Source organism: Rhodanobacter sp. OR92 (assembly GCF_000427545.1).
Taxonomy (GTDB): Bacteria; Pseudomonadota; Gammaproteobacteria; order Xanthomonadales; family Rhodanobacteraceae; genus Rhodanobacter; species Rhodanobacter denitrificans.
Window position 1 is genome coordinate 280,662 of sequence record NZ_ATYF01000001.1, and the last position, 24,298, is coordinate 304,959.

General features: G+C 63.1%; 26 protein-coding genes and 4 tRNA genes. 24 read left to right on the top strand and 6 right to left on the bottom strand.

Annotated features, from left to right (window positions below; all coding sequences use genetic code 11):
* Positions 1 to 39: 39 nt before the first annotated feature.
* The 4 genes from RHOOR92_RS0101510 (at position 40) to RHOOR92_RS0101525 (ending at position 3,680) form a co-directional block, all read left to right on the top strand.
* A complete protein-coding gene (locus RHOOR92_RS0101510; RefSeq protein WP_007511247.1) occupies positions 40 to 747 on the top strand; it encodes a methyltransferase domain-containing protein in 708 nt (235 codons plus the stop codon).
* Between the two features lie 25 nt (positions 748 to 772).
* Complete coding sequence (gene rnhA / locus RHOOR92_RS0101515; protein ID WP_007511249.1) at positions 773 to 1,216, top strand: ribonuclease HI; 444 nt, start codon at positions 773 to 775, stop codon at positions 1,214 to 1,216.
* Positions 1,213 to 1,920 (top strand): DNA polymerase III subunit epsilon, encoded by a 708-nt coding sequence (gene dnaQ, locus RHOOR92_RS0101520; protein WP_007511251.1) that lies wholly within the window; start codon positions 1,213 to 1,215, stop codon positions 1,918 to 1,920. The genes rnhA and dnaQ overlap by 4 nt, the downstream gene beginning before the upstream one ends.
* 512 nt (positions 1,921 to 2,432) lie before the next feature.
* Positions 2,433 to 3,680 carry an integrase arm-type DNA-binding domain-containing protein gene (locus tag RHOOR92_RS0101525; RefSeq protein ID WP_027489393.1) on the top strand — a complete coding sequence of 416 codons (1,248 nt, stop codon included), beginning with the start codon at positions 2,433 to 2,435 and terminating at the stop codon, positions 3,678 to 3,680.
* A gap of 25 nt (positions 3,681 to 3,705) precedes the next feature.
* Here RHOOR92_RS0101525 and RHOOR92_RS19480 read toward each other — a convergent pair whose 3' ends face one another.
* Positions 3,706 to 4,908, bottom strand: coding sequence for a hypothetical protein (locus tag RHOOR92_RS19480; RefSeq protein WP_155950190.1), 1,203 nt, complete (start codon positions 4,906 to 4,908; stop codon positions 3,706 to 3,708).
* Positions 4,909 to 5,367: 459 nt separating this feature from the next.
* Here RHOOR92_RS19480 and RHOOR92_RS19485 point away from each other — a divergent pair, with 459 nt between their 5' ends.
* From RHOOR92_RS19485 to RHOOR92_RS19500, 13 genes are all read left to right on the top strand, one after another.
* The gene (locus tag RHOOR92_RS19485) at positions 5,368 to 5,589 is read left to right on the top strand and encodes a hypothetical protein (RefSeq protein ID WP_231378285.1); all 222 of its coding nucleotides are present in this window, start codon (positions 5,368 to 5,370) and stop codon (positions 5,587 to 5,589) included.
* On the top strand, positions 5,586 to 5,864 hold the full coding sequence (locus tag RHOOR92_RS0101530; protein ID WP_027489394.1) for a hypothetical protein: 279 nt from the start codon (positions 5,586 to 5,588) through the stop codon (positions 5,862 to 5,864). Before RHOOR92_RS19485 ends, RHOOR92_RS0101530 begins: the two co-directional genes overlap by 4 nt.
* On the top strand, positions 5,861 to 6,133 hold the full coding sequence (locus RHOOR92_RS0101535; protein ID WP_027489395.1) for a hypothetical protein: 273 nt from the start codon (positions 5,861 to 5,863) through the stop codon (positions 6,131 to 6,133). The genes RHOOR92_RS0101530 and RHOOR92_RS0101535 overlap by 4 nt, the downstream gene beginning before the upstream one ends.
* Positions 6,130 to 6,387 carry a hypothetical protein gene (locus RHOOR92_RS0101540; protein ID WP_027489396.1) on the top strand — a complete coding sequence of 86 codons (258 nt, stop codon included), beginning with the start codon at positions 6,130 to 6,132 and terminating at the stop codon, positions 6,385 to 6,387. Before RHOOR92_RS0101535 ends, RHOOR92_RS0101540 begins: the two co-directional genes overlap by 4 nt.
* On the top strand, positions 6,384 to 6,614 hold the full coding sequence (locus tag RHOOR92_RS18340; RefSeq protein WP_037114670.1) for a hypothetical protein: 231 nt from the start codon (positions 6,384 to 6,386) through the stop codon (positions 6,612 to 6,614). Before RHOOR92_RS0101540 ends, RHOOR92_RS18340 begins: the two co-directional genes overlap by 4 nt.
* A gap of 240 nt (positions 6,615 to 6,854) precedes the next feature.
* Positions 6,855 to 7,364 carry a hypothetical protein gene (locus tag RHOOR92_RS19490; protein ID WP_155950192.1) on the top strand — a complete coding sequence of 170 codons (510 nt, stop codon included), beginning with the start codon at positions 6,855 to 6,857 and terminating at the stop codon, positions 7,362 to 7,364.
* Between the two features lie 138 nt (positions 7,365 to 7,502).
* Positions 7,503 to 7,697, top strand: a complete 195-nt coding sequence (locus tag RHOOR92_RS19495; protein ID WP_027484699.1) for a hypothetical protein — start codon at positions 7,503 to 7,505, stop codon at positions 7,695 to 7,697.
* Positions 7,694 to 8,224 carry a hypothetical protein gene (locus tag RHOOR92_RS19110; protein WP_196801994.1) on the top strand — a complete coding sequence of 177 codons (531 nt, stop codon included), beginning with the start codon at positions 7,694 to 7,696 and terminating at the stop codon, positions 8,222 to 8,224. Before RHOOR92_RS19495 ends, RHOOR92_RS19110 begins: the two co-directional genes overlap by 4 nt.
* A complete protein-coding gene (locus RHOOR92_RS18345; protein WP_081660193.1) occupies positions 8,214 to 9,281 on the top strand; it encodes an AAA family ATPase in 1,068 nt (355 codons plus the stop codon). The genes RHOOR92_RS19110 and RHOOR92_RS18345 overlap by 11 nt, the downstream gene beginning before the upstream one ends.
* 596 nt (positions 9,282 to 9,877) lie before the next feature.
* Positions 9,878 to 10,654 (top strand): SET domain-containing protein, encoded by a 777-nt coding sequence (locus RHOOR92_RS19115; protein WP_155950193.1) that lies wholly within the window; start codon positions 9,878 to 9,880, stop codon positions 10,652 to 10,654.
* A gap of 2 nt (positions 10,655 to 10,656) precedes the next feature.
* A complete protein-coding gene (locus tag RHOOR92_RS18350; protein ID WP_155950194.1) occupies positions 10,657 to 12,903 on the top strand; it encodes a hypothetical protein in 2,247 nt (748 codons plus the stop codon).
* Between the two features lie 134 nt (positions 12,904 to 13,037).
* Positions 13,038 to 13,316, top strand: a complete 279-nt coding sequence (locus RHOOR92_RS18355) for a DUF5334 family protein (protein WP_155950195.1) — start codon at positions 13,038 to 13,040, stop codon at positions 13,314 to 13,316.
* Positions 13,317 to 13,640: 324 nt separating this feature from the next.
* Positions 13,641 to 14,048 carry a Rap1a/Tai family immunity protein gene (locus tag RHOOR92_RS19500; protein ID WP_155950196.1) on the top strand — a complete coding sequence of 136 codons (408 nt, stop codon included), beginning with the start codon at positions 13,641 to 13,643 and terminating at the stop codon, positions 14,046 to 14,048.
* A gap of 196 nt (positions 14,049 to 14,244) precedes the next feature.
* Here RHOOR92_RS19500 and RHOOR92_RS0101570 read toward each other — a convergent pair.
* Positions 14,245 to 14,334: transfer RNA gene (locus tag RHOOR92_RS0101570), tRNA-Ser, on the bottom strand.
* 111 nt (positions 14,335 to 14,445) lie between these two features.
* Between RHOOR92_RS0101570 and RHOOR92_RS0101575 the strand changes: the two genes are divergently transcribed.
* Positions 14,446 to 15,147: a protein phosphatase 2C domain-containing protein gene (locus tag RHOOR92_RS0101575; RefSeq protein WP_027484348.1), complete on the top strand. Its 702-nt coding sequence runs from the start codon at positions 14,446 to 14,448 to the stop codon at positions 15,145 to 15,147.
* A gap of 88 nt (positions 15,148 to 15,235) precedes the next feature.
* On the opposite strand, the gene ppsA is transcribed toward RHOOR92_RS0101575, so the two are convergent.
* Entirely contained in the window at positions 15,236 to 17,608 is a 2,373-nt protein-coding gene (gene ppsA / locus RHOOR92_RS0101580) for a phosphoenolpyruvate synthase (protein WP_027484349.1), read from the bottom strand.
* Between the two features lie 221 nt (positions 17,609 to 17,829).
* On the opposite strand from ppsA, the gene RHOOR92_RS0101585 reads away from it, so the two are divergent.
* Both RHOOR92_RS0101585 and RHOOR92_RS0101590 read left to right on the top strand, forming a co-directional pair.
* Complete coding sequence (locus RHOOR92_RS0101585; RefSeq protein WP_007511258.1) at positions 17,830 to 18,645, top strand: pyruvate, water dikinase regulatory protein; 816 nt, start codon at positions 17,830 to 17,832, stop codon at positions 18,643 to 18,645.
* A gap of 18 nt (positions 18,646 to 18,663) precedes the next feature.
* Positions 18,664 to 19,152 (top strand): DUF1249 domain-containing protein, encoded by a 489-nt coding sequence (locus RHOOR92_RS0101590; RefSeq protein ID WP_007511260.1) that lies wholly within the window; start codon positions 18,664 to 18,666, stop codon positions 19,150 to 19,152.
* A gap of 170 nt (positions 19,153 to 19,322) precedes the next feature.
* Here RHOOR92_RS0101590 and RHOOR92_RS0101595 read toward each other — a convergent pair.
* The 3 genes from RHOOR92_RS0101595 to RHOOR92_RS0101605 form a co-directional block, all read right to left on the bottom strand.
* Positions 19,323 to 19,399: transfer RNA gene (locus RHOOR92_RS0101595), tRNA-Asp, on the bottom strand.
* Positions 19,400 to 19,476: 77 nt separating this feature from the next.
* Positions 19,477 to 19,552, bottom strand: a tRNA-Glu gene (locus RHOOR92_RS0101600).
* A gap of 67 nt (positions 19,553 to 19,619) precedes the next feature.
* Positions 19,620 to 19,695 (bottom strand) — tRNA-Ala (locus RHOOR92_RS0101605).
* A gap of 169 nt (positions 19,696 to 19,864) precedes the next feature.
* Between RHOOR92_RS0101605 and RHOOR92_RS0101610 the strand changes: the two genes are divergently transcribed.
* From RHOOR92_RS0101610 to RHOOR92_RS0101625, 4 genes are all read left to right on the top strand, one after another.
* Entirely contained in the window at positions 19,865 to 21,631 is a 1,767-nt protein-coding gene (locus tag RHOOR92_RS0101610; RefSeq protein WP_027484350.1) for a cation:proton antiporter, read from the top strand.
* Between the two features lie 162 nt (positions 21,632 to 21,793).
* Positions 21,794 to 22,543 (top strand): FKBP-type peptidyl-prolyl cis-trans isomerase, encoded by a 750-nt coding sequence (locus RHOOR92_RS0101615; protein WP_015448007.1) that lies wholly within the window; start codon positions 21,794 to 21,796, stop codon positions 22,541 to 22,543.
* A 157-nt stretch (positions 22,544 to 22,700) separates the two neighbouring features.
* A complete protein-coding gene (locus tag RHOOR92_RS0101620) occupies positions 22,701 to 24,044 on the top strand; it encodes a UDP-glucose/GDP-mannose dehydrogenase family protein (protein WP_027489398.1) in 1,344 nt (447 codons plus the stop codon).
* Positions 24,041 to 24,265: a SlyX family protein gene (locus tag RHOOR92_RS0101625; protein ID WP_007511267.1), complete on the top strand. Its 225-nt coding sequence runs from the start codon at positions 24,041 to 24,043 to the stop codon at positions 24,263 to 24,265. Before RHOOR92_RS0101620 ends, RHOOR92_RS0101625 begins: the two co-directional genes overlap by 4 nt.
* Positions 24,266 to 24,298 lie beyond the last annotated feature (33 nt).

Consider the following 24,298-nt stretch of genomic DNA (forward strand, 5'->3'; position numbering starts at 1 on the left):
TGCTGCCCGTTGTCGTCAGCCGCTACACTCTCGATACAGATGAATGACCGGGTCGACCGCAAGCAGCAACGGGGTGACGACATCTATGCCAGCGCGCCATTGCGCCGCTTGCTGGATGCGCAGACGTGCGCGTTGAAGCCGGTCCTGCAGCGCTGCTTCGGCACTCACGCCCTGCTGTTGGGCGCTTCCCGTGACGATGCGCCACCGGCGTTGCCGATGTTCGGCTGCTGGACCTGCTTGCAGCTGCGGGACGGGCGTTACCAGGGCGATCTGCGGGCCGCCGCGGACGAGCCGTTGCCCTTCATCGACGACGCGTTCGAGCTGGTGCTGTTACGGCATGCGCTGGAGGTGGCGCCGCTGCCTTCGAGCCTGCTCGACGAAGCGATGCGCGTGCTGGCACCCGGTGGCGTGCTGGCGTTGACCGGCGTGCATCCGCTCGGCGGCTGGTCGCCGTGGTGCTACTGGCATGCACGCCGCAAGCCGCCGGCATTGCAGATGCCGTGGCGGCTCCGGCATCAACTCGAACGGGCTGGTCTGACTGTCGAGCAGTTGCAGCGGGTAGGTGGTGTGTGGCCGGGGCGGAAGGCACCGTGGGGCGCATTGGCCGGTGCTTTCGGTGGCGGCTACGTGCTGGTGGCACGCAAGCGTCGGCGTCCGGCCATGCCGCTGCGGCTTGCGCCGGTACCGGTACGCGTGCCGGCGAACGGCCGGTTGTCGCCGGGTACCCGGCGCAGTGCGGCGCCGTGATTTCCAATGGAATACGTGAGCAACGATGAGCGAAGTGGAAGCATTTACCGACGGTGCCTGCCTCGGCAATCCGGGCCCTGGCGGTTGGGCCGCCCTGTTGCGGGCGCAGGGTAGCGAGCGCATGGTGTCCGGTGGCGAGCCGGCCACCACCAACAACCGGATGGAGCTGATGGCGGCGATCGGCGCGCTGGAAGCATTGAAGCGGCCGTGTCGGGTGACGCTCACCACCGACTCGCGCTACGTGATGCAGGGCATCGAGCAGTGGATGCCGAAGTGGCGCGCGAATGGCTGGCGTACCGCCGACCGGAAGCCGGTGAAGAACCAGGACCTGTGGCAACGGCTGTCCGATGCGGTCGGCGCCCATCAGGTGCGCTGGAAGTGGGTGAAGGGCCACAACGGCCACATCGAAAACGAGCAGGTCGACCAGGCCGCGCGCAAACAGGCCGAGCTGATGAAGGGCAGGGCATGAGGCAGATCGTTCTCGATACCGAAACCACCGGCCTGGAAGTGCGCCAGGGCCATCGCCTGGTGGAAATCGCCTGTGTCGAACTGGTCGAGCGCCGGCTTACCGGCCGGCACTACCAGACCTACCTGAACCCGGATCGGGCGATCGACGAGGGCGCCCGGCTGGTCACCGGCATCGAAGACGAGTTCCTGCTCGACAAGCCGCGCTTTGCCGAGGTGGCGGAGGAGTTCCTGGCCTTCATCGACGGCGCCGAGCTGATCATCCACAACGCCAGCTTCGACATCGGCTTCCTCGACGCCGAACTGGCCCGACTGGGCAATGCCGCGGGCCGGATCGGCGACCGCTGCAGCGTGCTGGATACCCTGGCGATGGCGCGCGAGCGCTACCCGGGGCAGCGCAACAGCCTCGATGCCCTGTGCAAGCGGTTGGGTGTGGACAACTCGCGGCGCGATTTGCACGGGGGCCTGATCGACGCGCAACTGCTGGCCGACGTGTACCTGGCGATGACTTCGGGGCAGGTGGCGTTCGACCTGGGCTTCGAGGGCGCCGCCGAGCAGCGCGATGTGATGGTGATGGTACCGGCGGTGCTGCATGCGCGGCCACGTGTGCTGCGTGCATCGGCAGAGGAGATATCGGCGCACGAGCAGCGCCTGGCCGCGCTGGACAAGAGCAGTGCGGATGGGCAGAGCGTGTGGCGGCGGTTGTGAGGTGGTGCGGCGCCGGTGCTTGGCGACGACCGTGGTGGTCGGAAGGGCAGGAGGGCGGATACCGCGGGGTTGCTGGCGAGATTGTTCGGCCCATCCTTGGGCCGAACCTCTCCGCGCTGGGCGCTGCGGGGCCAGCCTGCGGCTGTCCAGATTTGTTCCTGACGAATTTGTCGACTGCGAAGGCAGGATGCCGGAGCGAACCCGGCGAAGCCGACGGCCCGAAGGGTGAGGCACAGGATGCGCCGAATAACCTGGGTGGGTTCTCACCCAGCCATCACCGCCAGAAAGGCAAAACGCCCCACATGGGGGCGTTTTGCCTTTCTGGCGGAGAGGGTGTCATCCGTCAAAGTAGACCCATGAAACCGCCCGAACGTCTAGGGACAGTAAAACCCCTGTAGGCGTTGTCATACAACGTTCCCAGCAGTTCGCGCTAGACCCTTGACAGCCGCCTAAAGCCGGAGCAGCGTGATGGGAACGGCGAGTGGTATGCTGGACTTTGGTGGACACTTTTCATGGCGCACAAAATCAACCGTCTGACTGCCCTGGCGATCAAGAACGCCAAGCCCGGCCGTCACGGCGACGGCGGCAACCTTTACCTGCTGGTGAAGGGCGACGGGCGCAAAACCTGGACGTTCCGCTATCGCGCTCCGCTGACCGGCAAGGTACGGGACAAGGGTATGGGGCCGGCGTGGGACGTGAGCCTGCCGGAAGCCCGCGAACGTGCCGCCGAGTATCGCCGCATGCTCCGCGACGGCATCGACCCCATCGACTCCGCAAACGAGGTCAAACAGAAGGCGCGTACCGAGCAGGCCAAGCGGATGACGTTCGGGCGATGCTCTGAGCTGTATATCGAGGCCCATAGAAGCGGCTGGCGCAACGCCAAGCATGCCGAGCAGTGGGATAGCACCCTGCGCACCTACTGCGCGCCCCTGTGGCCGCTGGACGTGGCTGCGGTCGATACCGCGCTGGTCATGAAATGCCTTGACCCCATCTGGACGACCAAGACCGAAACCGCCAGCCGCTTGCGTGGCCGTATCGAGTCCGTGCTGGCGTGGGCGACCGTGCGCAAGTATCGCATCGGCGACAACCCTGCCGCGTGGCGCAACCATCTAGACCAACTACTCCCCAAGCGTTCCAAGGTGCAGAAGGTCGAGCATCGTCCCGCGCTGCCCTATGTCGGCATTGCCGAGTTCATGGAACGGCTGCGCGATCGTGCCGGGCTAGCCGCTCGCGTGCTGGAACTGCAAATCCTGACCGCCACGCGGCCCGGTGAAGCATCCGGCGCACGATGGGAAGAGATCGACCTGGACGGCGCGCTGTGGATCATCCCCGAAGAACGCATGAAGGCCGGCAAGGAACATCGCGTGCCTCTGTCTGACGCTGCCGTGGCGCTGCTGCGCTCCATGATCCCCAAAACCAAGGGAAAGCCCGTCAAACCGCACGGCTACATCTTCCCCGGCAACAAGGGCAAGGCGATCACGACCGCTGCCGGCATGGCGCTGCTGAAAGAAATGCAGCCCGGTATCACCGCGCACGGCTTCCGTAGCACGTTCCGCGACTGGGCAGCCGAGACGACCCAACACCCCCGCGAAGTGATTGAAGCCGCGATGGCGCACCGACTCAAGGATGCTGCCGAGGCCGCGTATCAGCGCGGGGATCTGCTGCAACGGCGCAAGCGCCTGATGGCTGATTGGGCGGCCTACCTGGACACGCTGAGGGTCGGCGGCGACGTCATTGCGATCAAGCGAAAAGCTGGCTGAGTCGCGCAATGCGCGAGCTTCGGAGCTAGCGCCTCTCACCCCACCAGTCGACGCCGTTTCCTGAATAAGCTTGATCTCCCGTAAACCATTCCTCAACAGGGGCTCTGAGGCGAAGGAGATCGCTTAAGTCGCTGCACAATGGGTCGAGGCCTTTTGCCTGTTCCAATGCCCATGCTATCCACGGTACAGCCATCTGATGCTCTGCCGTTCCCTCAACGACGTCTGCCGCAACGGCGGCACAGAAAGCACGAATGCGCGCTGCCCTTTCCCAGCTTTGCATGGCGGAAACAAGCTTCTTACGCAATCGCCTTTGTTCTTCTACCAGCCTAGCTTCTTCGACTAGTTGACGCTCCTCGATTTCAAATTTTCGACGCCATTCGGCACGCTCCTCATCCAACCTATCGAGCACTGCAGCAGCCACAGGGAACGTGACCAAGATGTCACCGAGCTTCTCTTCAAGCTTGGTGTTAGCCGTATCGTTCCATGTCTTGCGTGTGCTCCCGTCTAGATCTTCGTCTAGCAAAAAGGTCAGCTGTCCGGTAGAAATCCATTCATACACCGGAGCAGAAAAAATCGCGGAATAGCTCGGTCCCCATATGCCTTTGCGTTTGCGGTCAGGCAAAACAGGTGGTGGGGGTGGTAGCTCGCGTTTCGACAGTCGCTCCTTTAGCTCAACCTTTATGGAACGGCCATTCGTTGTGACGATCGTCGTGCCTTCGGAAGTGATTTTCCAAACGCACCCCATCTGTTCGGAAGCTTTGATAAGAGCATCGAAGATACGAACCGCCCGATCCAGAAGGATCGGCGAAACACGTATATTCAAGGTCCGCTTTCGGTCGAGTCGAACGCGCCCTTCGACAGCGTCTGTGTTACTGGCTGCCTTGAGCGTTGCTTGCACCAGCGCGTGAGGCGCTATAAGAACATCAGGCACATCCACCGACGGGGCCTTGGGTTTCACTGGACGGCGAGGGGCTAACGTCGGATCGAACACAGTGAACTGGATGATCTCGTTAGCGTGAGTTGTGATCTTGGGCAAATGCGGCCTTTTCGATCTCGCTCGTTCTTTTTTGGCCCAATGACCACGCCCAGGCAAAGGAATACCTGCTTTGCGGCAAGCTTTGGCAAGTGCGACATCAGAAACACCTATCTCTTGTGCCGCCTTGAGCACGGGCGTTTGCCACACCTTATCGAAGAGTTCCTCGCGGGAAAACTCGACTGTCTTATGCATTGTTGTAGCCATGAGATATCACCCACGCTAGCCACTTGGGAAGATGAGTCCTATGTCGCTTGCCTGTATCCAAAACGACGAGTACGATCCAATCGTCGCCGCAAAATCGGTGACCAGGTTTGGCGACCTGATTGGATCAAGGCGCAACGGCGCCGATGGCGCTTTTTTTGTGCCCGTTGCGTCATGCCCGCTTCTATGGCGGGCGTGCAGGGCAGCCCTCGGGCTGGCCGGGCTTCCTTGATCCCCGGTTCGCCAAACCTGTACGTCCGCCACCCTGATTGCGCAATGCAGAGGGTGGTTCCTTCAGTCACGAAGACGAGGTGGATCATGGCGAGTAGGGTAGTGCATGACGGCGAACTTCAGGCGGTAACGGAATGGTGTAATGACACGCAGTGGCGAGAGAGAGAGCCGGCGTTATCCGTGGGTGTATGGCGTCGGCTGGCTACTGTAGATCGTGCCTTGTATGCCAGCAACCGAATCGCCGAAATGTTGATCCGTGATCAGCGTGGGAAAAGTGATGCGCGCGAAAACGACGATGTTAGCTATCACGGCCTCAATGTTTGCGATGTGGAAGCGTTGAGCCTAGCAATGGTCGAGCTGGGTGACCATGCTGAACGAGTCCTCGGTGAAGTTCGTGAGAACGCAAGCGGGTGTTGCGGCACAGCGGAGGTGAAGTCATGAAGAACGAAGCCAACGGCCTCACCATTCGAGCCACCTTCGGCAATATCCCGGTCATCGACAACGATCTGTTCGAGGTTCGCGCCGGCATTGATGTCGATCAAGCCACCAGTCTGGCGGCCTGCCTTGCCGAATCGATCGGGCACATCGCCGATCAAGCCGTGGAGGACGGCATGTCCTCTGAGATCGCCTATCTGGTGGCGTTCACAGCCGACGTCATCCGGGCTTTGTCGAATAGCGTGCATGGCGCGTACCCGCGCAAGGCGGCGCAATCATGATCATGGCCAAGCATTCCGAAAAGACCGTGACCGTGATCTTCCAGCAGCACCCGGATGAGCCGGGCGGTGAGGTGCTGTACGTCACGCCGGCCGCGGCGTCTCTCATGCGAGACATGGAGGCCATGAACGCCGAAGAGCGGCAAGACGTGCTACGCATCCTCCGTGCCGTCAAGGCTGGATTGTTCCCGCACAGCGCCGCACAGGTTGAGGCCTGGACGCCAAAGCAGCGCCAGTCAGTTATCCGCTTCTTGCCGGAGGTGACGGCATGAGCACCACATTCAGTGAATTTCTTTCCACCATGACGGCCGGCGCCGCAAGAGAAGAACGCCGCAAGCAGCGCATGAAGCCCACCCGCAGGGGCAAGGTGCTATCCCTGATGCGTGCCAACGGCGAATGGCTGGCCATCGTCGCAGCATTCACCAGCAAGCGTGACGAGCCGGTCGTGTCTCTGATCGTCCCTATCGCACACTTGAAAGGCTCCGCACGCCGCAAAGCGGATCGTTGGGTGAGGGAGCTGGCATGAGTGCGCAGATCATCCCCTTTCCAGTCGTGAATCGCGGCCACTGGACTGCATTCAATGAGCATTGCTTCGCTCACCTGGTGGTCAATGGAATGAGCGCAAGGGATGCGGCGGGCCACATCGAGGCAGAGATAGCGGACAAGCGCGAAAGCGAGTTGCTGCCGGAGAGGGATCGGCTGCTATTCCTGGCGCGTCGCGCATTGCATCGGTTGCCGTTGAAACGGTCCTAACCCTTCACTCCGCGCTAGCTGGCCCGGCTGGCGCGGTTCCTTTACAGGGGCGTGAGGTGCGTGATGATTAAGCCGAATAGCAAGTCAAAAATATGCTCAACGGACGCCCCGAGCGATGCGGAACTGGACGCAACCCAGAGGCGCGCCGAGAGTGGCTATCACGAGTTAGCCGCTGAACTGAAACTGCCTGATGATGTAGCCAAGTAGTTGAAAAGAACCATATATCAGATTAAAGGAATAATGAGCGAAGTTGGTGCCATGATGGGTGCTAACGATGAAGAATCTGCCGAAAAAATGTCTGCCGAATACGGGCGCAAGGAAAATGGAATGTTTAAGAGTTTATCGGAATGTTTCGATGATGATTCAATAGATTCAATATTCCCGTGGCTTTACAGAATGCTTAAGCATGCATCTAAAGAGGCACAAGCTGGTAGAACGCTCAATTCTCTATCTAATGTTGTTGGGACGTTGACATTGATATTGCCTGCGATGGATGCCATGAACTATGCCGAACGTAGATCAGAAAGAACGCTAGCATCTATTGCGCGCTGGTCGAGACTTGATCCGGTCAAAGAGCTGGCGTTTCAGCGCCGACGCGAGATGCCCGCGCCGAAGTTTTCGCGCGCCGAGGCTATACGCCGCATGGAGGCCGAGATTGTTGCTGCTGCGCGCGAAGCTGGCGAGCCACTGACCGGCGCCGATCCAAAAACAACCATTACCGATTGGTTCCGAAAGGCGGGGATCAAGTAGGTGGGTGTGCACGCATACGGGGGGCGCCTGCATGCATCCACAGTGCGTATGCATGCACGCGGACTGCAACGTATCGAGAAAGAGCCATAGCTTGTCTATCCGAACCCGCACAACCCCGTGCGGCCGGAGAACGACAACATGGCAACACCGAACACCCCCGCATACCGCCCGTTTCTGGAAGCCTGCCGCGAACACGGCATAAGCAAGACCGTCGCCTATGAGCTGGCAAACGCCGGCCTGGTCGAAACATTCAAGCTAGGCGCAAAACGCTACGTCATCGTAGAGAGCCTGCGCACCCTACCCGAGCGGCTGGGCAAGGCGGGTGAAGTTTGAACGCCGCGCATACGAAAACCCCCGGCAACGGCGGCAACCGTTCCGGGGGCATGTCAAACACTTCGTTCGCTCATCCTATCGCCAACCATGTCGACCGTCTACTGGGGCGACTGGACGGCGTGCGCAAATCCGGCAAGGGCTGGATTGCCAAGTGTCCCGCGCACTCTGACCGTTCCGCGTCACTGAGCATCGCGCAAGGCGATGACGGCCGCGTGCTGCTGCATTGCTTCGCGGGCTGCCTGGTACATGACGTGCTGGCTGCTGTTGGCCTGGGCGTGCCTGATCTGTTCCCGCCACGGATCACCGCGAACATGTCGCCCACCCAACGTGATGCCCTGCGCGAACACGCCAAACAGGCGCAATGGAAAGCGGCATTGAACGCCTTGCAGCTTGAAGTCGGCGTGGTGCATATCGCTGCCCGCACGCTCGCCGAGGGACAGGCCCTGACCGATGACGACCTGAAGCGCGTAGGCGTCGCCCGTGACCGCATCCGCGACGCACGGGAGGTGCTGACCCATGGCCGCTGAACAGGTTGCCGCAATCGAGGAATTGGCGGCGCGGGAATCTTGGTGCACTGGTGCAAACCCTGAGAATGCACCAACGCACCAAGACGAAAAACCGCCGCGTAAGGTGGTGGTGGTCGACGCTGCCCGCCTGCTATCGGCGAAGTTCCCGCCGCGCGACAAGCTTCTGAAGCCGTGGCTGACCACGCAATCGCTGGCGATGATCTATGCACCGCGGGGCATCGGTAAAACGCACATGGCGCTGGGCGTGGCTTACGCGCTCGCGTCGGGGGGCGAGTTCCTGGGCTGGCAGGCAACGGCGCAAACCCCGGTGCTGTATCTGGACGGCGAGATGCCCGGCGCGGACCTGAAAGCCCGCGTTGCGACCGTCATCGCCAGCAATGACCAAGAAGCGGCGGCTGGATACCTGCGGTTTGTCACGCCCGATCTGCAAGAAGACGGCGTGATGCCGAACCTGTATCAGCCGGAAGGCCGGGAAGCCATCAACGCGGCGATAGGAGCCGCTCGCGTGATTATCGTGGATAACCTCAGCTGTCTGGTGCGCGGCGGCAAGGAGAACGAGGGAGAGTCCTGGCAGCCCGTGCAGGAGTGGGCGTTACAGATGCGCTCGCAAGGTCTTAGCGTGGTTTTCGTTCACCACGCCGGCAAGGGTGGTCAGCAACGCGGCACGTCCAAGCGCGAGGATGTACTGGACACAGTTATCGCACTCCGCAAGCCCGCCGATTACGAACCCGACCAAGGTGCACGGTTCGAGGTTCACTTCGAGAAAGCCCGCGCGCTGTACGGGCAAGACGTGTCCCCCTTCGAGGCTGCGCTTACCACGCTGCCGGACGGCACCCAGACATGGGCGACACGCGCGGTATCTGATGCCAGCGAAGAACAAATGATCGAGCTGGCCGGGCTGGGCCTGACCATGCGCGAGATCGGCGGCGAGCTGGGCGTGAACCATTCGACCGTGGTGCGCGCACTGAATAAGGCTAAGGACGCGGGCCGCTACACCCCGAAGCCTAAGCGGGCAAACAAGCCCGCGACGCCGCGAGGTGACGACTATGACGCCTGACCAGAATGGCGCTTGGTGCGCTGGTGCACCACTAGGGAACGCACCAACGCACCAAAGCCCTAAAACATCACTCAAAGCCTTGGCAGACAACGCTTTGCAAGGAAATGACCGCGCACCAAAGGAGGCTGCGCTTGGTGCGCGTTCGGGTGCCACTTCTGGTGCATCTGGTGCGCTTGGTGCAGGCGGTGCGCTGGAGTCGATGCAACGTGACACCGACGACCGCCACACCGGACGTGTGCCGGCTGGCGACACGGCACGGATGCTGTGCAGAGGGTGCGGCCCGGTATGGATTCATCCCGACATTGCGGCGGTGTTACCCGTGGTCGACGGCTGGCCGCGTGCACTGGGCTGCCCGTGGTGCTTCGTTCGCAAGGCAGGCGGCTATATCCCGCGGCCAGCCGTGACCTGTGAGGGCTGCGGACACTTCAGCCGGGACACGATCAACCCGGGCGCGGGCATGGGCGCCTGTGGCGCCAGCATGGGCGCGCACTACCCGATGCAGCGGCATACGTGCGCCGGTCACAAGCCAATTGGGGAGGGCGGGCCATGAGAGTTTATGGACGCATCCGTGCGCGCGAACAACTTAGGGATCACCCATGACGATCAACCAAGATTCGACATCAGTACGCACATGCGCGATTGACTTAGTTGGTTTGCCCGCCTGGGCGGTGACCTACCTGCAAAAGCATGGCCGGCTGGCGGCACATATGCGCGTGCCCTGTGGCGGCCGACGGCGCAGCGATGGGCAGCCCTGTACCGCGCTGAGCGTGCCCGGCAAACGCCGCTGCAAGTGGCACGGCGGCTGTTCCACAGGCCCGCGCACCGTCGATGGCAAGGCTAGGGTGACGGCGAACCTGCGGAAGCGACGCGGCGCGCAACGACAGCCCGACGATTTCAAAGATTTCTTGAACGAAATCGGGGTAACGCAAGAGCAGATGGACGCTGCCGCACTGACGATGCCGAAACCAATTGATATCGACGGCGATCGCAGGCATCGCGTGTTGCCATCCACCATTGAAGGGCTTGGTGTCGTCAGTGGCGGCTACTTCAAGGCGGGGGACCGTGTATGCACGTTGATGACTAGCGGCAAGTGGACGGTCTGCGGGCGGTACATGAATCACGACCTCAATCCAAATATAAAGGCCGCTGCTGACACCGGCGTTTTAGTCGGAATTGCGATACGCGAAATCAACGAAGGCGACGAATTCACCCTGAATTATCGCCAGATCAAAGATGCGCTTTCAGCCGCATCACCTGAGCTGGTTGGTTCATTCCACCAGCAGAAAGCCCGCTTGCTGGCTTCTCTAACCGAGCGCGAGGCAAGCGAACCTCACATACCACACAAACCACGCACCAATGAGATGGAGAAATAATCATGCCGACCCTTGAACAGATTGGAGAAGCACTGCGCCGAGCCGACGCAGCCGGAAACTCGGACGATGCGCGCCGACTTGCACAGGCGTATGTGCAAATGCGTGACACGGGGCAGATCAATAATGCCGCAACCGAATCGAAGTCCCAGAAGTACAAAATCACTGCGCCGGACGGCAATAGCTACACGGTCACCGCGCCCGAAGGGGCTACGCAGGACCAGGTGCTGGCCTATGCGCAAGCGAATTATCAGCATCCTGACGTGCAGGCCGGCCATCCGGTGCAGCATGCCGACTTCAGCGATGTCCAAGGCGGTTATGTCACGCCACCGCGCACCATCGGTCAAGACCTGGGTCGCGCGGCGATCATGACCGGCCGCAACGTCGTCCAGGGTGCCGCTGGCATTCCTGCGCTGCTGCACGACGCGCTGGTGATGACGCCATACAACGCCATCGCCTCGGCCGTCGGCTCGGACTCGCGTATCAACCCGGGCGGGCAACAGCTCGATTCGTACATGAACGCCATGGGTATCCCGAACCCGCAGCCGGAGAATGCGACGGAGCGCGTGGTGAATGCCGTGGATCGCGGCGTGGCTGGTGCTGGCGGCTTCATCGGTGCCGGCAAGGCGCTGATGGGGTCCGCACAGCCGCTGCTTGCCGGCTTGGGTGAATCCATGACGGCAAACGCCGGAACCCAGATCGCTAGCACAGCGACTGGCGCGGCATCGGCGGAAGCGGCGCACGAGGCCGGCGCGGGGCCGGTCCTGCAAACGGCAGCCGGGTTGCTGGGCGGCGCGGTGCCATCGGCGAAACAATTGGCACAAGTCGGATTTCAGGGTGTCTTTCGTGGCGGCGAAGCTGGCCGGCAACGGGTGGCCCAAAACATCGCCGACTTCGAGGCGTCTGGCACCATGCCGACCGTCGCGCAAGCCACGCAGAACGCACGCATGCAAGGCGCTGAGTCCTTGCTATCCAAGACACCCGGCGCGGCCGGTTACATGCGCGGTGCCGCCGAACGCCAAGCCGATCAGGTATCGCAAGGCATGGAGTCGATCGCCAGCAGGCTGTCGCCGGCTACCGACCCGGCAAAGGCGGGCCGAGTGATCGAGCGCGGCATTTCCGGAGCGGGTGGCTTCATGGACCGGTTCAAGGAAGAGTCTCGCCAGCTCTACAGCAAGCTTGATCAGGTCTTTCCGCCGAATACACCGATCTTCGCTAACAACACCGAAACCATGCTGTCGCGCATGACGACACCGGCCAGCCGCATGCAGGCCACATCCGGCCAGTTCATCGACAACAAGCTGGCCAACATCCGGACAGCGCTGGGCGAAGACTTGGATTGGAACGCGATCATGGGCCGCGGCCGCACCGTGCCATATCAGGGCATGAAGGAGCTGCGCACGCGCATCGGCGAGAAGTTGGCGGACATGGGTTTCGGTATCGGGGACAGCTCCATTGCCCGCTCCGATCTCAAGCGCCTGTATGCAGCGCTGTCGCAGGACATGAAGGAGGCGGTGAGCAATATTCCCGAGGCAAAGTCAGCGCTGAACCGGGCGAACGCTTATCACGCCGCCGGCATGTCGCGCATCGACGCGCTATCCCGCGTGATCGACAAGAACGGCGGCCCGGAGTCGGTATTCAACGCCGCCACGTCCGGGACGAAGTACGGAGCAACTACGCTGCGTACAGTCATGCAGAGCTTGAAGCCAGATGAGCAGAAGGTACTTGCATCGACCATCGTCCGCCGACTTGGCAAGGCCACACCGGGCCAGCAGAACGCGGCCGGCGATCAGTTCAGCATGGCCACGTTCCTCACGAATTGGAACAAGCTCAGTCCGCAGGCGAAGTCCAATCTGTTCGGTCGGTTCGGCCGCGGTTTCAGCGACGATATGGACGCAGTGGCACGCATGGCGGCGAACGTGCGCGCGGGGTCGAAGGTGTTCGCCAACCCGTCGGGGACGGCGACGGCTGGCCTGCAATTGGGAACCGCTGGCGCCTTCATCATGTCGGCGCTCACTGGGCACCCAGGGACAGCAGGAGGCATTGCCGCCGGGGCAGCATCGGCGAACCTTGCCGCGCGTCTGATGACGAACCCTGCGTTCGTGCGATTCCTCAAGCGCAGCATCGACGTGCCCTATAGCGGGCAGATCCCGAATCTGGTCAACCTGTATCAAATGGCCAGGAGCAACGGCGATCCTGACCTCAAGGCTGCGGCTGACCTCATCCAGCAGGCGCAGCAGGACAGCCGATGAACACGTAACGCAGTCGGAGCGTCCATGCTGCGAGAGGTGGGCGCTATGCGGACAACAGTGTTGGACGACGTGAACGGATCAGCGCAAGATTAATGCAGCCGCCATGAAACGCGCGGCTACTCCGGGGGGGGGGTATGAAACGAATTGCTATGGTGGCTGCTGTGCTGGCGCTTTTCTTCGCCGGCCCGGCGCTTGCTTGGGATGGCACAGACGAGAACGGTAACTCGGTAACCATTGAAGATGGCAATTTAGTCCGCGTGGGGCAAAGCATCACTTACCACAACGACGCTGATGGTGAGGATCATGAGGCAACGATTGATTCCATTGACGACAGTAGCGGATCGGTAGAAATCGAACTCACTGACGATGGCACCGGCTATACCCATACACTCACGATGGAGCAAACATCATGAAGATCGCTATCGCAGTTGCTGCCCTACTCTTTTGCTCGACAGCACTCGCCTTTCCTAGAACGTCGCGCTACCGCGCCCCTACGCACAAATCCGCCCGCTCCGCCCCGGTTCGCGTTAGCGGACATGTAACCAGGGCGGGAACTTATGTGGCGCCCAGCTACCGGACAGCGCCGAATCAGACCAAAACTGACAACTGGTCGAGCAAGCCGAACGTCAACCCATACAACGGCAAGGCGGGCATGAAAGACCCTTATGCGGCACCGAGCTACGGTCACTGACATTGCTGGGCACGAGCCATTGACGATTGACTTAACAGGGAAAGCCATGAAACGAATCGTCTTTTTCCTTATCTTTCTTGGAGCTTTGCTGGCGCGGAATAGCTTTGCTCAGATGCCCAGTGCTGACCTGAGATATCACGACCTGACACGAGCGATTGATCTGGCCGAAGGCCGAATATCGATACCTGACACGGATGAAGATTACGCCGCAATTGGCGCGGCAGGATGGCTTGACGGCATCCATGCGGCGTTGATTACAAATGGCCAGGCCGGATACCCCATGGCCGTTTGCCCGTCAGTGGCGGCGCCGAGGCTCACCTTGGCCAAGCTGTACGTGAAGTACATGGACGCAAACCCCAAAAGCCATCAGATGCCCGATGCTGCCGTTGCGATTCTGTCGCAGATACAAGCCTTCCCGTGTCCTAAATCAGGTGCTGCGAGTGTGGGCCCGTAAAGACTTCCGCGACCAGGACTTGATCGCGGTGCGGCTGCTTCAGCTGCAGCGACCGGGAACTGATCGAGGCTGTACGCACAACCGGCAGCACTGAAGAGTGCGAACACCTGCCATTGCGATCAGTGGGGAACTTGCAAGGGAACAAAATCAGGCAGGCACAAAAAAGCCCCTATAATCAGGGGCCTAAATGCTTTTCTGGCGGAGAGGGTGGGATTCGAACCCACGGTACGCTTGCACGTACGCCTGATTTCGAGTCAGGTACATTCGACCACTCTGCCACCTCTCCGGTGCGGTGCATGGTGGCGCATGCGAGCCGGGAATCATACGCGAGCGAACTTGCCGTGACAACAGCCCGGTCTTCCGGCATGCTGCAACGGCTCGCACCTACTGAAAACCCATGATCGAATTCGGACACGGAACGCATGTCGGCTTGCGCCGCACGCGCAATGAGGACACCTATTACGCTGATGCCTCACTGGGCCTGTTCCTGGTGGCCGACGGCATGGGCGGGCACCAGCATGGGGAGGTGGCGTCGGCGCTGGTGCGCGACGGGGTGGTCGAGCTGGTCGGCAAGGGGCACGGCCTGATCGAAGCCGTGCACGCTGCCGCCGAACGGCTGCTGGCGCATACCCGGCCCAGTTTCGACGTGCTGCCGATGGGCACGACCATCGCCGCGCTGCGGATCAGCGGCGAGGGCTATGAGGTCGCCTGGGTCGGCGACAGCCGGATCTACCTGTGGAAGAAGGAACTGCGGCAGATCAGCCACGACCACTCGCTGGTACAGGCGCTGGTCGAGGCCGGCCAGCTCGATCCGGCGCAGGTTGCCCAGCATCCGCAGCGCAATGTGTTGACCCAGGCGCTGGGCGTGACCGCCATCGAGCAGTTGCATGTCGGCATGGCGCGGGGGCAATTGGAGCCGGGCATGGGCTTCCTGCTATGCAGCGACGGACTGACCGAGGGCGTCAGCGACGCCTCGATCGCGCGTGTGGTGGCACGCACCGACCTGGCCGCCCAGGAGTGCGTGGACCAGTTGCTGCTGAGTGCGCTCGACAGCGGCGGCGACGACAACGTCACGGTGTTGCTCGTGCGTTCCAGCTGAACCCGGCCACGCGCCGTCCGTCACCAAAAAGGGCCGGATGATTCCGGCCCTTTGGTCGATCGGTGGGGCGAATGCGGGGTCCGTCGGTTCAGCCGGCCTTCTTTTTCGCCAGCCGCAGCCAGGTGTCGACGACGGTGTCCGGGTTCAGCGATACCGATTCGATGCCCTGTTCCATCAGCCATTCGGCCAGGTCCGGATGGTCGCTGGGACCCTGGCCGCAGATGCCGATGTACTTGCCCCTGGCGCGGGCGGTCTTGATCGCCATCGCCAGCAGTTTCTTCACGGCCGGGTCGCGCTCGTCGAACAGGCTGGCGACGATGCCCGAATCGCGGTCGAGGCCCAGGGTGAGCTGGGTGAGATCGTTGGAGCCGATCGAGAAGCCGTCGAAGATATCGAGGAACTCGTCGGCGAGCAGGGCATTGGATGGCACCTCGCACATCATGATGACCTTGAGTTCGTGCTCGCCCTGCTTGAGGCCGTTCTTCGCCAGCACCTCGATCACCTTGCGGCCTTCGCCGAGCGTGCGCACGAACGGGATCATCACCCACACGTTGGTCAGACCCATCACCTCGCGCACGTGCTTGACCGCCTTGCACTCCAGCGCGAACGCCTCGGCGAAACTCGGGTCGACGTAGCGACTCGCGCCGCGGAAGCCGATCATCGGATTTTCCTCGCGCGGTTCGTAGCGCGAGCCGCCGATCAGGCCGGCGTACTCGTTCGACTTGAAGTCGGACAGGCGCACGATCACCGGCTTGGGGTAGACCGAGGCGGCGATCGTGGCGATCCCTTCGGCCAGGCGCTCGACGTAGAACGACACCGGATCGGCGTAGCCGGCCATGCGCTCGTCGATCTTCGCCCTGGTCTCGGCGTCCTGTTCGGCATATTCCAGCAACGCCTTCGGATGCACGCCGATGTGGCTGGCGATGATCATCTCCAGCCGGGCCAGGCCGATGCCGGCGTTCGGCAGCATGCCGAAGTCGAACGCGCGCTCGGGGTTGGCCACGTTCATCATGATCTTCAGCGGCGCCTCGGGCATCGCGCCAAGGTCGGCGGTGATGCGCTCGAACTTCAGGATGCCCTCGTAGATCGTGCCGGTGTCGCCTTCGGCGCAGGACACGGTGACGTCGGCGCCGTCCGGAATCAGCTCCAGCGCGTTGCCGGTGCCGACCACCGCCGGCACGCCCAGCTCGCGCGCGATGATCGCTGCGTGGCAGGTGCGGCCGCCGCGGTTGGTGACGATCGCCGAGGCACGCTTCATCACCGGCTCCCAGTCGGGGTCGGTCATGTCCGCGACCAGCACGTCGCCGACCTGCACCTTGTTCATATCGGCCAGCGAACGGATCACGCGGGCCTTGCCGGCGCCGATCTTCTGGCCGATCGAGCGGCCCTCGGCCAGTACCTTGCCTTTTTCGCCGAGACTGAAGCGCTCCAGCTGGGTGGCGTGTGCGCGCGACTTCACCGTCTCGGGACGTGCCTGCACGATGTACAGCTTGCCGGTGTGGCCGTCCTTCGCCCACTCGATGTCCATCGGCCGACCGTAGTGTTGTTCGATGACCAGCGCCTGCTTGGCCAGCTCCTGCACATCGGCATCGCTGACGCAGAACGTGCGGCGCAACTCGGCCGGGGTCTCCTCGATCCTGACCCGCTCGCCCGGTGCGCCTGAATACACCATGCGCTGCTGCTTGGCGCCGAGACTGCGGCGCAGCAGGGCGGGCTTGCCGGCCTTCAGCGTGGGCTTGAACACGTAGAATTCGTCGGGATTCACCGCACCCTGCACGACCATCTCGCCCAGGCCGTAGCTGCCGGTGACGAACACCACGTCACGGAAGCCCGACTCGGTGTCCAGCGTGAACAGCACGCCGGAGGCGCCCACGTCCGAGCGCACCATCAGCTGCACGCCGGCGGAGAGGAACACCTCCTCGTGCTTGAAGCCCTGGTGCACGCGGTAGGCGATCGCGCGGTCGTTGTACAGCGAGGCGAAGACCTCCTTCACCTTGTGCAGCACGTCGTCGATGCCGACCACGTTGAGGAAGGTTTCCTGTTGGCCGGCGAACGAGGCGTCGGGCAGGTCCTCGGCCGTGGCCGAGGAACGCACGGCCACGGCTATATCGTCGGCACCGGCGTCCTTGCACAGCTTGAGGTAGGCCGCGCGGATCGCCTGTTCGAGCTCGGCCGGCAGCGCGGTGTCGATGATCCAGCTGCGGATTTCCCTGCCGGCGGCGACCAGCGCGTCGACGTCATCGACGTCGAGCGTGGCCAGCCGGTCCTGGATGCGCCGGGCCAGGCCGCTCTTTTCCAGGTACTGCTGGAACGCGCTGGCGGTGGTGGCGAAGCCGCCGGGCACCGACACGCCGAGCTTGGCGAGGTTGCCGATCATCTCGCCGAGCGAGGCGTTCTTGCCGCCGACCTTGCCCAGGTCGGTCATGCGCAGTTGGTCGAGCCAAAGCACCAGGTCGTTCAAGGGTGTCTCCTCAGGGAAAACGCGGATAAGTGGAATGGGCGCGGCACGAAGGCCCGGAGCGGGTTGCAAAGAACTGGTATTGTCCGCTGCGGATGGTGCGCGGCACAAGAAGACCATTGCCGACCGATGTCATTCCAACGCCATACCAGTCAGCTGGCGGTGGATTTCGTGCTTGCGCTAAGGTGCCGGCAAACGGCTCTTTCCACGAACCAGGACCTTGTATGCAGCGAACGGTTTTCTTCATCTCCGACTCCACCGGCATCACCGCGGAGACGATCGGCAACAGCATCCTGGCGCAGTTCGAGGGCGTGCGGTTCGACAAGCACCGGCTGCCGTTCACCGACAACGCGCACAAGGCGGAAGCCGCTGCGCTGCGGATCAAGACCAACTATGCGCAGAGCGGGCAGCGGCCGATCGTGGTCAACACCATGGCCGACCGTGCGCTGTGCGAGATCGTCGCCGCCAGCGGCGCGTTGATGCTGGACGTGTTTGCGCCGTTCATCGGCCCGCTGGAGGACGAGCTGGGAAGCAAGCGCACCGGCCTGGTGAACCGCTCGCACGGCCTGGTCGATTTCGACAAGTACGAGGCGCGCATCAACGCCACCAACTATGCACTCACGCATGACGACGGCATCGACGTGAACTATGCCGAGGCCGACCTGATCCTGGTTGGCGTATCGCGTTCGGGCAAGACGCCGACCTGCCTCTACATGGCCTTGCATTACGGCGTACGCGCCGCCAATTATCCGCTTACCGACGAGGACCTCGAGAAACTCGAACTGCCGGCGCGCCTGGGGCCGTACCGGGACCGGCTGTATGGCCTGACCATCGACCCGGTGCGGCTGGCGCAGATCCGCGAACAGCGTCGCGCCGGCAGCCGCTACGCCACCCTGCAGCAGTGCCGCTGGGAACTGGAGCAGGCCGACCGGTTGATGCGCCAGGCCGGCATCCCCAGCCTCAACACCACGCACGTGTCGATCGAGGAAATCGCCAGCAAGATCTTCGACCGCTTCGGCATCGAGCGGACCATGTTCTGATTGGAGCCTGCACTCCGCATGAGCGTCGTACTGGACAACCGCCACAGCCTGCTGCCCGGACGCTTCGAGTTCCTGATGGGGCTGTATGCGGAAAACTACCACCGGCTGGCGCGGTTGTTCGCGCCGCAGCAGCTGGCGCCAGGCCGATACGTGTCCGACGTGGGCGACGGACTGGACGTGCACCTGCACGTGCAGGAATGCCATCCGTACACGCTGGAACTGGAACTCACCTACGACTTCGTGGACGCGCACACCGGTCAGCGCGCGCCCTCGGCGCAATTGCGCATGTATACCGATGCGCATGTGGCGGAAGCCTTGCACTGCCATCCCGGTCGGCACCTGTGGCAGGTGCTGGGGCCGTTCTCGCCGGCACACACCGTGTTCCAGCATCGCCTGCGCATGAACGGATTCCTGTCGCGCTGGCTGGAGTACCTGGCCGAGCAGGGGCATTCCATCGGTACGCTGGAGCCGCAACCGGGACAATCAGAAAGCGGCGGCCTCGTTTGAAAGTGCGGCCAGGGATGGCCGCCTTTTGACTTTCTCGCGCTCAGGGATGAGCGCACAAGTACAGCAAGTGCAGCCATGGATGGCTGCTTCTTGATCTTTGCGCACATGGATGAGCGCACAAATACACCGCAGCAAAAAGCCCGCGCAAGGCGGGCTTTCTACTTGAATAGTGGCGGAGTGGACGGGACTCGAACCCGCGACCTCCGGCGTGACAGGCCAGCATTCTAACCGACTGAACTACCACTCCGCATTTGCAGCATCTTCCAGCGTCTCAACCAACTTGCCATTTGACCTCGACAGCCAACGTCGACTGCCGGGTTAAAGTGGCGTCCCCACGGGGATTCGAACCCCGGTCGCCACCGTGAAAGGGTGATGTCCTAGGCCTCTAGACGATGGGGACGTTGCTTTTTCGAAAAGTCCGCACATGGAAGTGCGGGTTCTCGCAAAGGACACTTGCACTGAATCAATGGTGGAGCCAGGCGGGATCGAACCGCCGACCTCCTGCATGCCATGCAGGCGCTCTCCCAGCTGAGCTATGGCCCCGCCGCTGGAAGCCGAGAAGAATAGGTGCGGGCCACATATCCGTCAAGCTTTTTTTCAGCATCCCGGCGCAGGAATCATCCGTCGCCCATCGCCTCGTTCGACGGCCGGCCGGGTACTGCCGTGCTTCGTTTAAGCTGCAGCGACTTGCGTCGTTTCGAAGAGTTGACGAATGCACGAAATCGGCTTCATTCGCGACCTTGCCGTGGTGATGATCGTGGCAGGCGCCACCACGATACTGTTCCAGCGGATGCGCCAGCCGGTGTTGCTGGGCTACATCCTGGCTGGCGTGCTGATCGGGCCGCACACGCCGGGCGTGCTGGTCGGCGATCCGCGCACGATCGACGACATCTCCAATCTCGGCGTGGTGTTGCTGATGTTCACGCTGGGCCTTGAATTCAGCGTGCGCAAGCTGCGCGAGGTCGGCATCGGCGTGCTGGCCGCAGCCGTGGCCGAAGTCGGGCTGATGCTGTGGATCGGCTACGGCATCGGCGGCCTGTTCGGCTGGACCGGCATGGACGCGCTGTTCCTTGGCGCGATCATCTCGCTCTCGTCCACGATGGTGGCCACCCGCACGCTGGCGGAGAGCGGGCAGCGGCATCAACCGTTCGCCCAACTGGTGGTGGGGCTGCTGGTGGCCGAGGACATGCTGGCCATCGTCATGCTGACCTTGCTCACGGCGGTGGCGATCGGCGGCTCGGTGCAGGCGGAGACCGCGTTCACCCTGGTCGGTCACCTGGGCCTGTTCGTGATTGTCGGGATGATCCTCGGCCTGTTGTTGCTGCCGCGGCTGGTGGATTACGTGGCTGGCTTCGATCGCGACGAAACGCTGCTGGTCAGCGTGCTCGGCATCTGTTTCGGCACCAGCCTGCTCGCGGCCTGGATGGGTTTCAGCGTGGCGCTGGGCGCCTTCCTGGCGGGCGCGGTGGTGGCCGAGTCGCGCAGCGTGGGGCGCGTGCTGCACCTGGTGGAACCGCTGCGCGACATGTTCGCGGCGCTGTTCTTCGTGGCGATCGGCCTGAAGATCGATCCGGCGATGTTGCTGCAGTACGCACTGCCGGCGCTGCTCATCGCGGCGGTCGTCATCGTCGGCAAGACGCTGGCGTGCAGCCTGGGCATCTTCGTGGTCGGGCACGACGCGCGCACGGCGCTGCGCTCGGGGCTGGGCATGGCGCAGATCGGCGAGTTCTCCTTCGTCATCGCCACGCTCGGGCTTTCGCTTGGCGTGATCAGCGATTTCATCTATCCGATTGCGGTGGCGGTTTCGGTGCTGTGCATGGCCGCCTCGCCGTACATGAATCGTTCGGCCGACGGGTTGGCGAACGGCTTGCGCCGGGTGACGCCGCGCTCGTTGAGGCTGCTGGCGACCAGCTACAGCGGTTGGCTGGAAAACCTCAAGCCGGTCAACGAGAACGCGGCGATCGCCGCCATGTTCCGGCGCCTGCTCTGGCATATCGGCATCAACGTGCTGCTGGTGGTGGCGCTGTTCGTCATTGGCGCCTACATCAATACGCACAACTGGAGCTGGTTCTCGATGCTCGGCATCGACCGGAACCTGCGCCATACGCTGATCTGGGCCGGTGCGCTGTTCCTGTCCCTGCCCATGCTGATCGCGGTCTACCGCAAGGCCGAGGCGCTGGGCATGCTGCTGGCGGAGATCGGCATACGCGAGCGGTTTGCCGGTTCGTATACCCTGGCCATCCGCAACGTGCTGGCCAGGGTCATCCCGCTGGCGACGCTGCTGGCGCTGGCGTTGCTGGTAAGTGGGCTCAGTTCGGCGATTCTGCCGCCCCGCGGTATCGCGCTGTCCCTGATCGTGCTGGGCGTGGTGGTGGCGGTGGTGTTGTGGCGCGGCCTGGTAAAGATGCATGCGCGTCTGCAGGCGGCGCTGAAGGAGACCTTGGAGAAGCCGGGCCCTTCCGGGGGCGGCGCGGGCTGATCGGCGGGGCCGGCCGGCAGTGGCGTGAACCTTTATCCCGACTGACGGTCTGAACCCTGAATCGTTGCCAAGACCGGACAAGCACCGCACAATGCGAGGCCTGCCCCCATCGGGGGGGCCCGGCCGGCAACGCCGGCATATCCATACATGAGGGAGTTACGAATGAAGCACTTTCTGCGTCCCACGCTGACGGCGGTGGCGATGGCCGTTGCGCTGGGCATGACGGCCGGCGCTGCCGCCCAGACGGCCGGCGCTGCCGGTACCGTCGACAAGGCGAAGGCCAGCTACGTTGTGGGCTGGGAGATTGCTTCCCAGGTTCCGCCGATCATGCGCGACGAACTGGATCCGAATGCGGTGGCCAACGCGGTGAAGGCGGCGCTGTCCGGCCAGAAGCCGACCATGAGCGAAACCGAAGCCAAGCAGGTGCATGAGGCCTTCATGGCCAAGATCCAGGCCAAGTACCAGGCCGAGATGACCAAGCTGGCGGCCAAGAACAAGGCCGAGGGCGACGCCTTCCTGGCCAAGAACAAGACTGCGCCGGGCGTGAAGACGACCGCCTCGGGCCTGCAGTACCAGGTGATCAGCCAGGGCACCGGCGCTCGCCCGGGCCCGAACGATACCGTCGAGATCAACTACACCGGTACCTTCGTCGATGGCCAGGTGTTCGATGCCTCCGCCAAGCACAATCCGCCGGGCGCGGCCAAGATCCCGTTGGCCGGCGTGATCCCCGGTTTCCGCGAAGGCCTGCAGCTGATGCAGGTGAGCGGTCATTACAAGCTGTTCATCCCGGCAGCGCTGGCCTACGGCGCAGAGCCGCAGCCGCCGATGCCGCCGAATGCCACGCTGATCTTCGACGTGACCCTGGTCAAGACCGGCCCGACGCCGGCTGGTGCGGCTCCGGCCGACAAGTAATCAGAAGTCCATCGCCGTTGTGCGGCGTTGACCAAGCAGAAGGGCGCGAAGCGATTCGCGCCCTTCTGCGTTTTCGCCGATGGCGGCGCGGTGCCGTGCGGTGCGTTTGAGCGGTTAGAATAGACGGCTCGGTTTTCAAGGGATTGCTGCGACGATGATGAAAGTCACCATTTTCGGTACCGGCTACGTCGGCCTGGTCACCGGTGCCTGCCTGGCGGAGATGGGCAACCACGTGGTCTGCGTCGACATCGACGCGGGCAAGGTCGATCGGCTGAAGCGTGGCGAGATCCCGATCTACGAGCCGGGTCTGGAAGCGATCGTGCAGAGCAACCACGCCGGCGGCCGGCTCGATTTCACCACCGAGGCAGCACCGGCGATCGCCCACGGCGAGCTGATCTTCATCGCCGTCGGTACGCCGCCGGACGAAGACGGCAGCGCCGACCTGCAGTACGTGCAGAAGGTGGCCGGCACGATCGGCCGGCACCTGCAGCGTTACGCCGTGGTGGTGAACAAGTCGACCGTGCCGGTGGGCACCGCCGACCGCGTGCGCGAGGCGATTGCGGCCGAGCTGGCGGTGCGCCAGGCCACGGTGGAGTTCGACGTGGTGTCGAATCCGGAGTTCCTGAAGGAAGGCGCCGCGGTGGAGGACTGCCTGCGTCCCGATCGCATCGTGGTGGGAACGTCCAGCACGCGCGCGGTGGCGCTGCTGCGCAAGCTGTATGCACCGTTCAACCGCAACCACGACCGCATGGTGGTGATGGACGAGCGTTCGGCCGAGCTGACCAAGTACGCCGCCAACGCGATGCTGGCGACCAAGATCAGTTTCATGAACGAGATCGCGAACATCGCCGAGCGGGTGGGCGCCGACGTGGAACTGGTGCGCCAGGGCATCGGCTCGGATCCGCGCATCGGCTACAGCTTCATCTATCCAGGCGCCGGGTACGGCGGTTCGTGCTTCCCCAAGGACGTGCAGGCGCTGGAGCGCACCGCGCACGCGCACGGCTACGAGGCGCGCCTGCTCGGTGCGGTCGAGGCGGTCAACCGGCAGCAGAAGGGCAAGCTGTTCGAGCTGATCTCGCGCCATTTCGACGGCCGGCTGGCCGGCCGCACGATTGCGCTGTGGGGCCTGGCGTTCAAACCGAATACCGACGACATGCGCGAGGCCTCCAGCCGGCGCCTGATGGAACAGCTGTGGGAAGCCGGCGCGAAGGTGCGCGCGTTCGATCCGGAGGCACGCGGAGAAGCGCAGCGGCTGTATGGCGATCGCGATGACCTGGTGCTGTGCGAGCACGCCATGGATGCCCTGCAAGGCGCGGACGTGCTGGCGGTGGTCACTGAGTGGAAGGCCTTTCGCAGCCCGGATTTCAGGGCCATCCGCGCCACGCTGGCGGTGCCGGCGATCTTCGACGGGCGCAACCTGTACGACCCGCTCGTGGTGGAGGAGGCGGGCCTGGCCTATTACGGCATCGGCCGCGGCCGCAGCCTGCAAGTATCGCGATGAACGACTCGAACGACATGCTTGCCCGGCGGCTCGACGAGATGGAGGTCAAGCTGACCTTCATCGATGAGGCGGTGCAGGCGTTGACCACGGCGGATGCCGACCAGTCGCAGCGGATTGCCGCGCTGGAGCGCGCGTTGCGCGACCTGCGCGGCGAGATGGCGTCGATGCGCATCGCGCAGGGCGACGATCCGCACGACGAACCGCCGCCGCCGCATTACTGATCCGATCCATCCAGCCTACCGATCACGGAACTC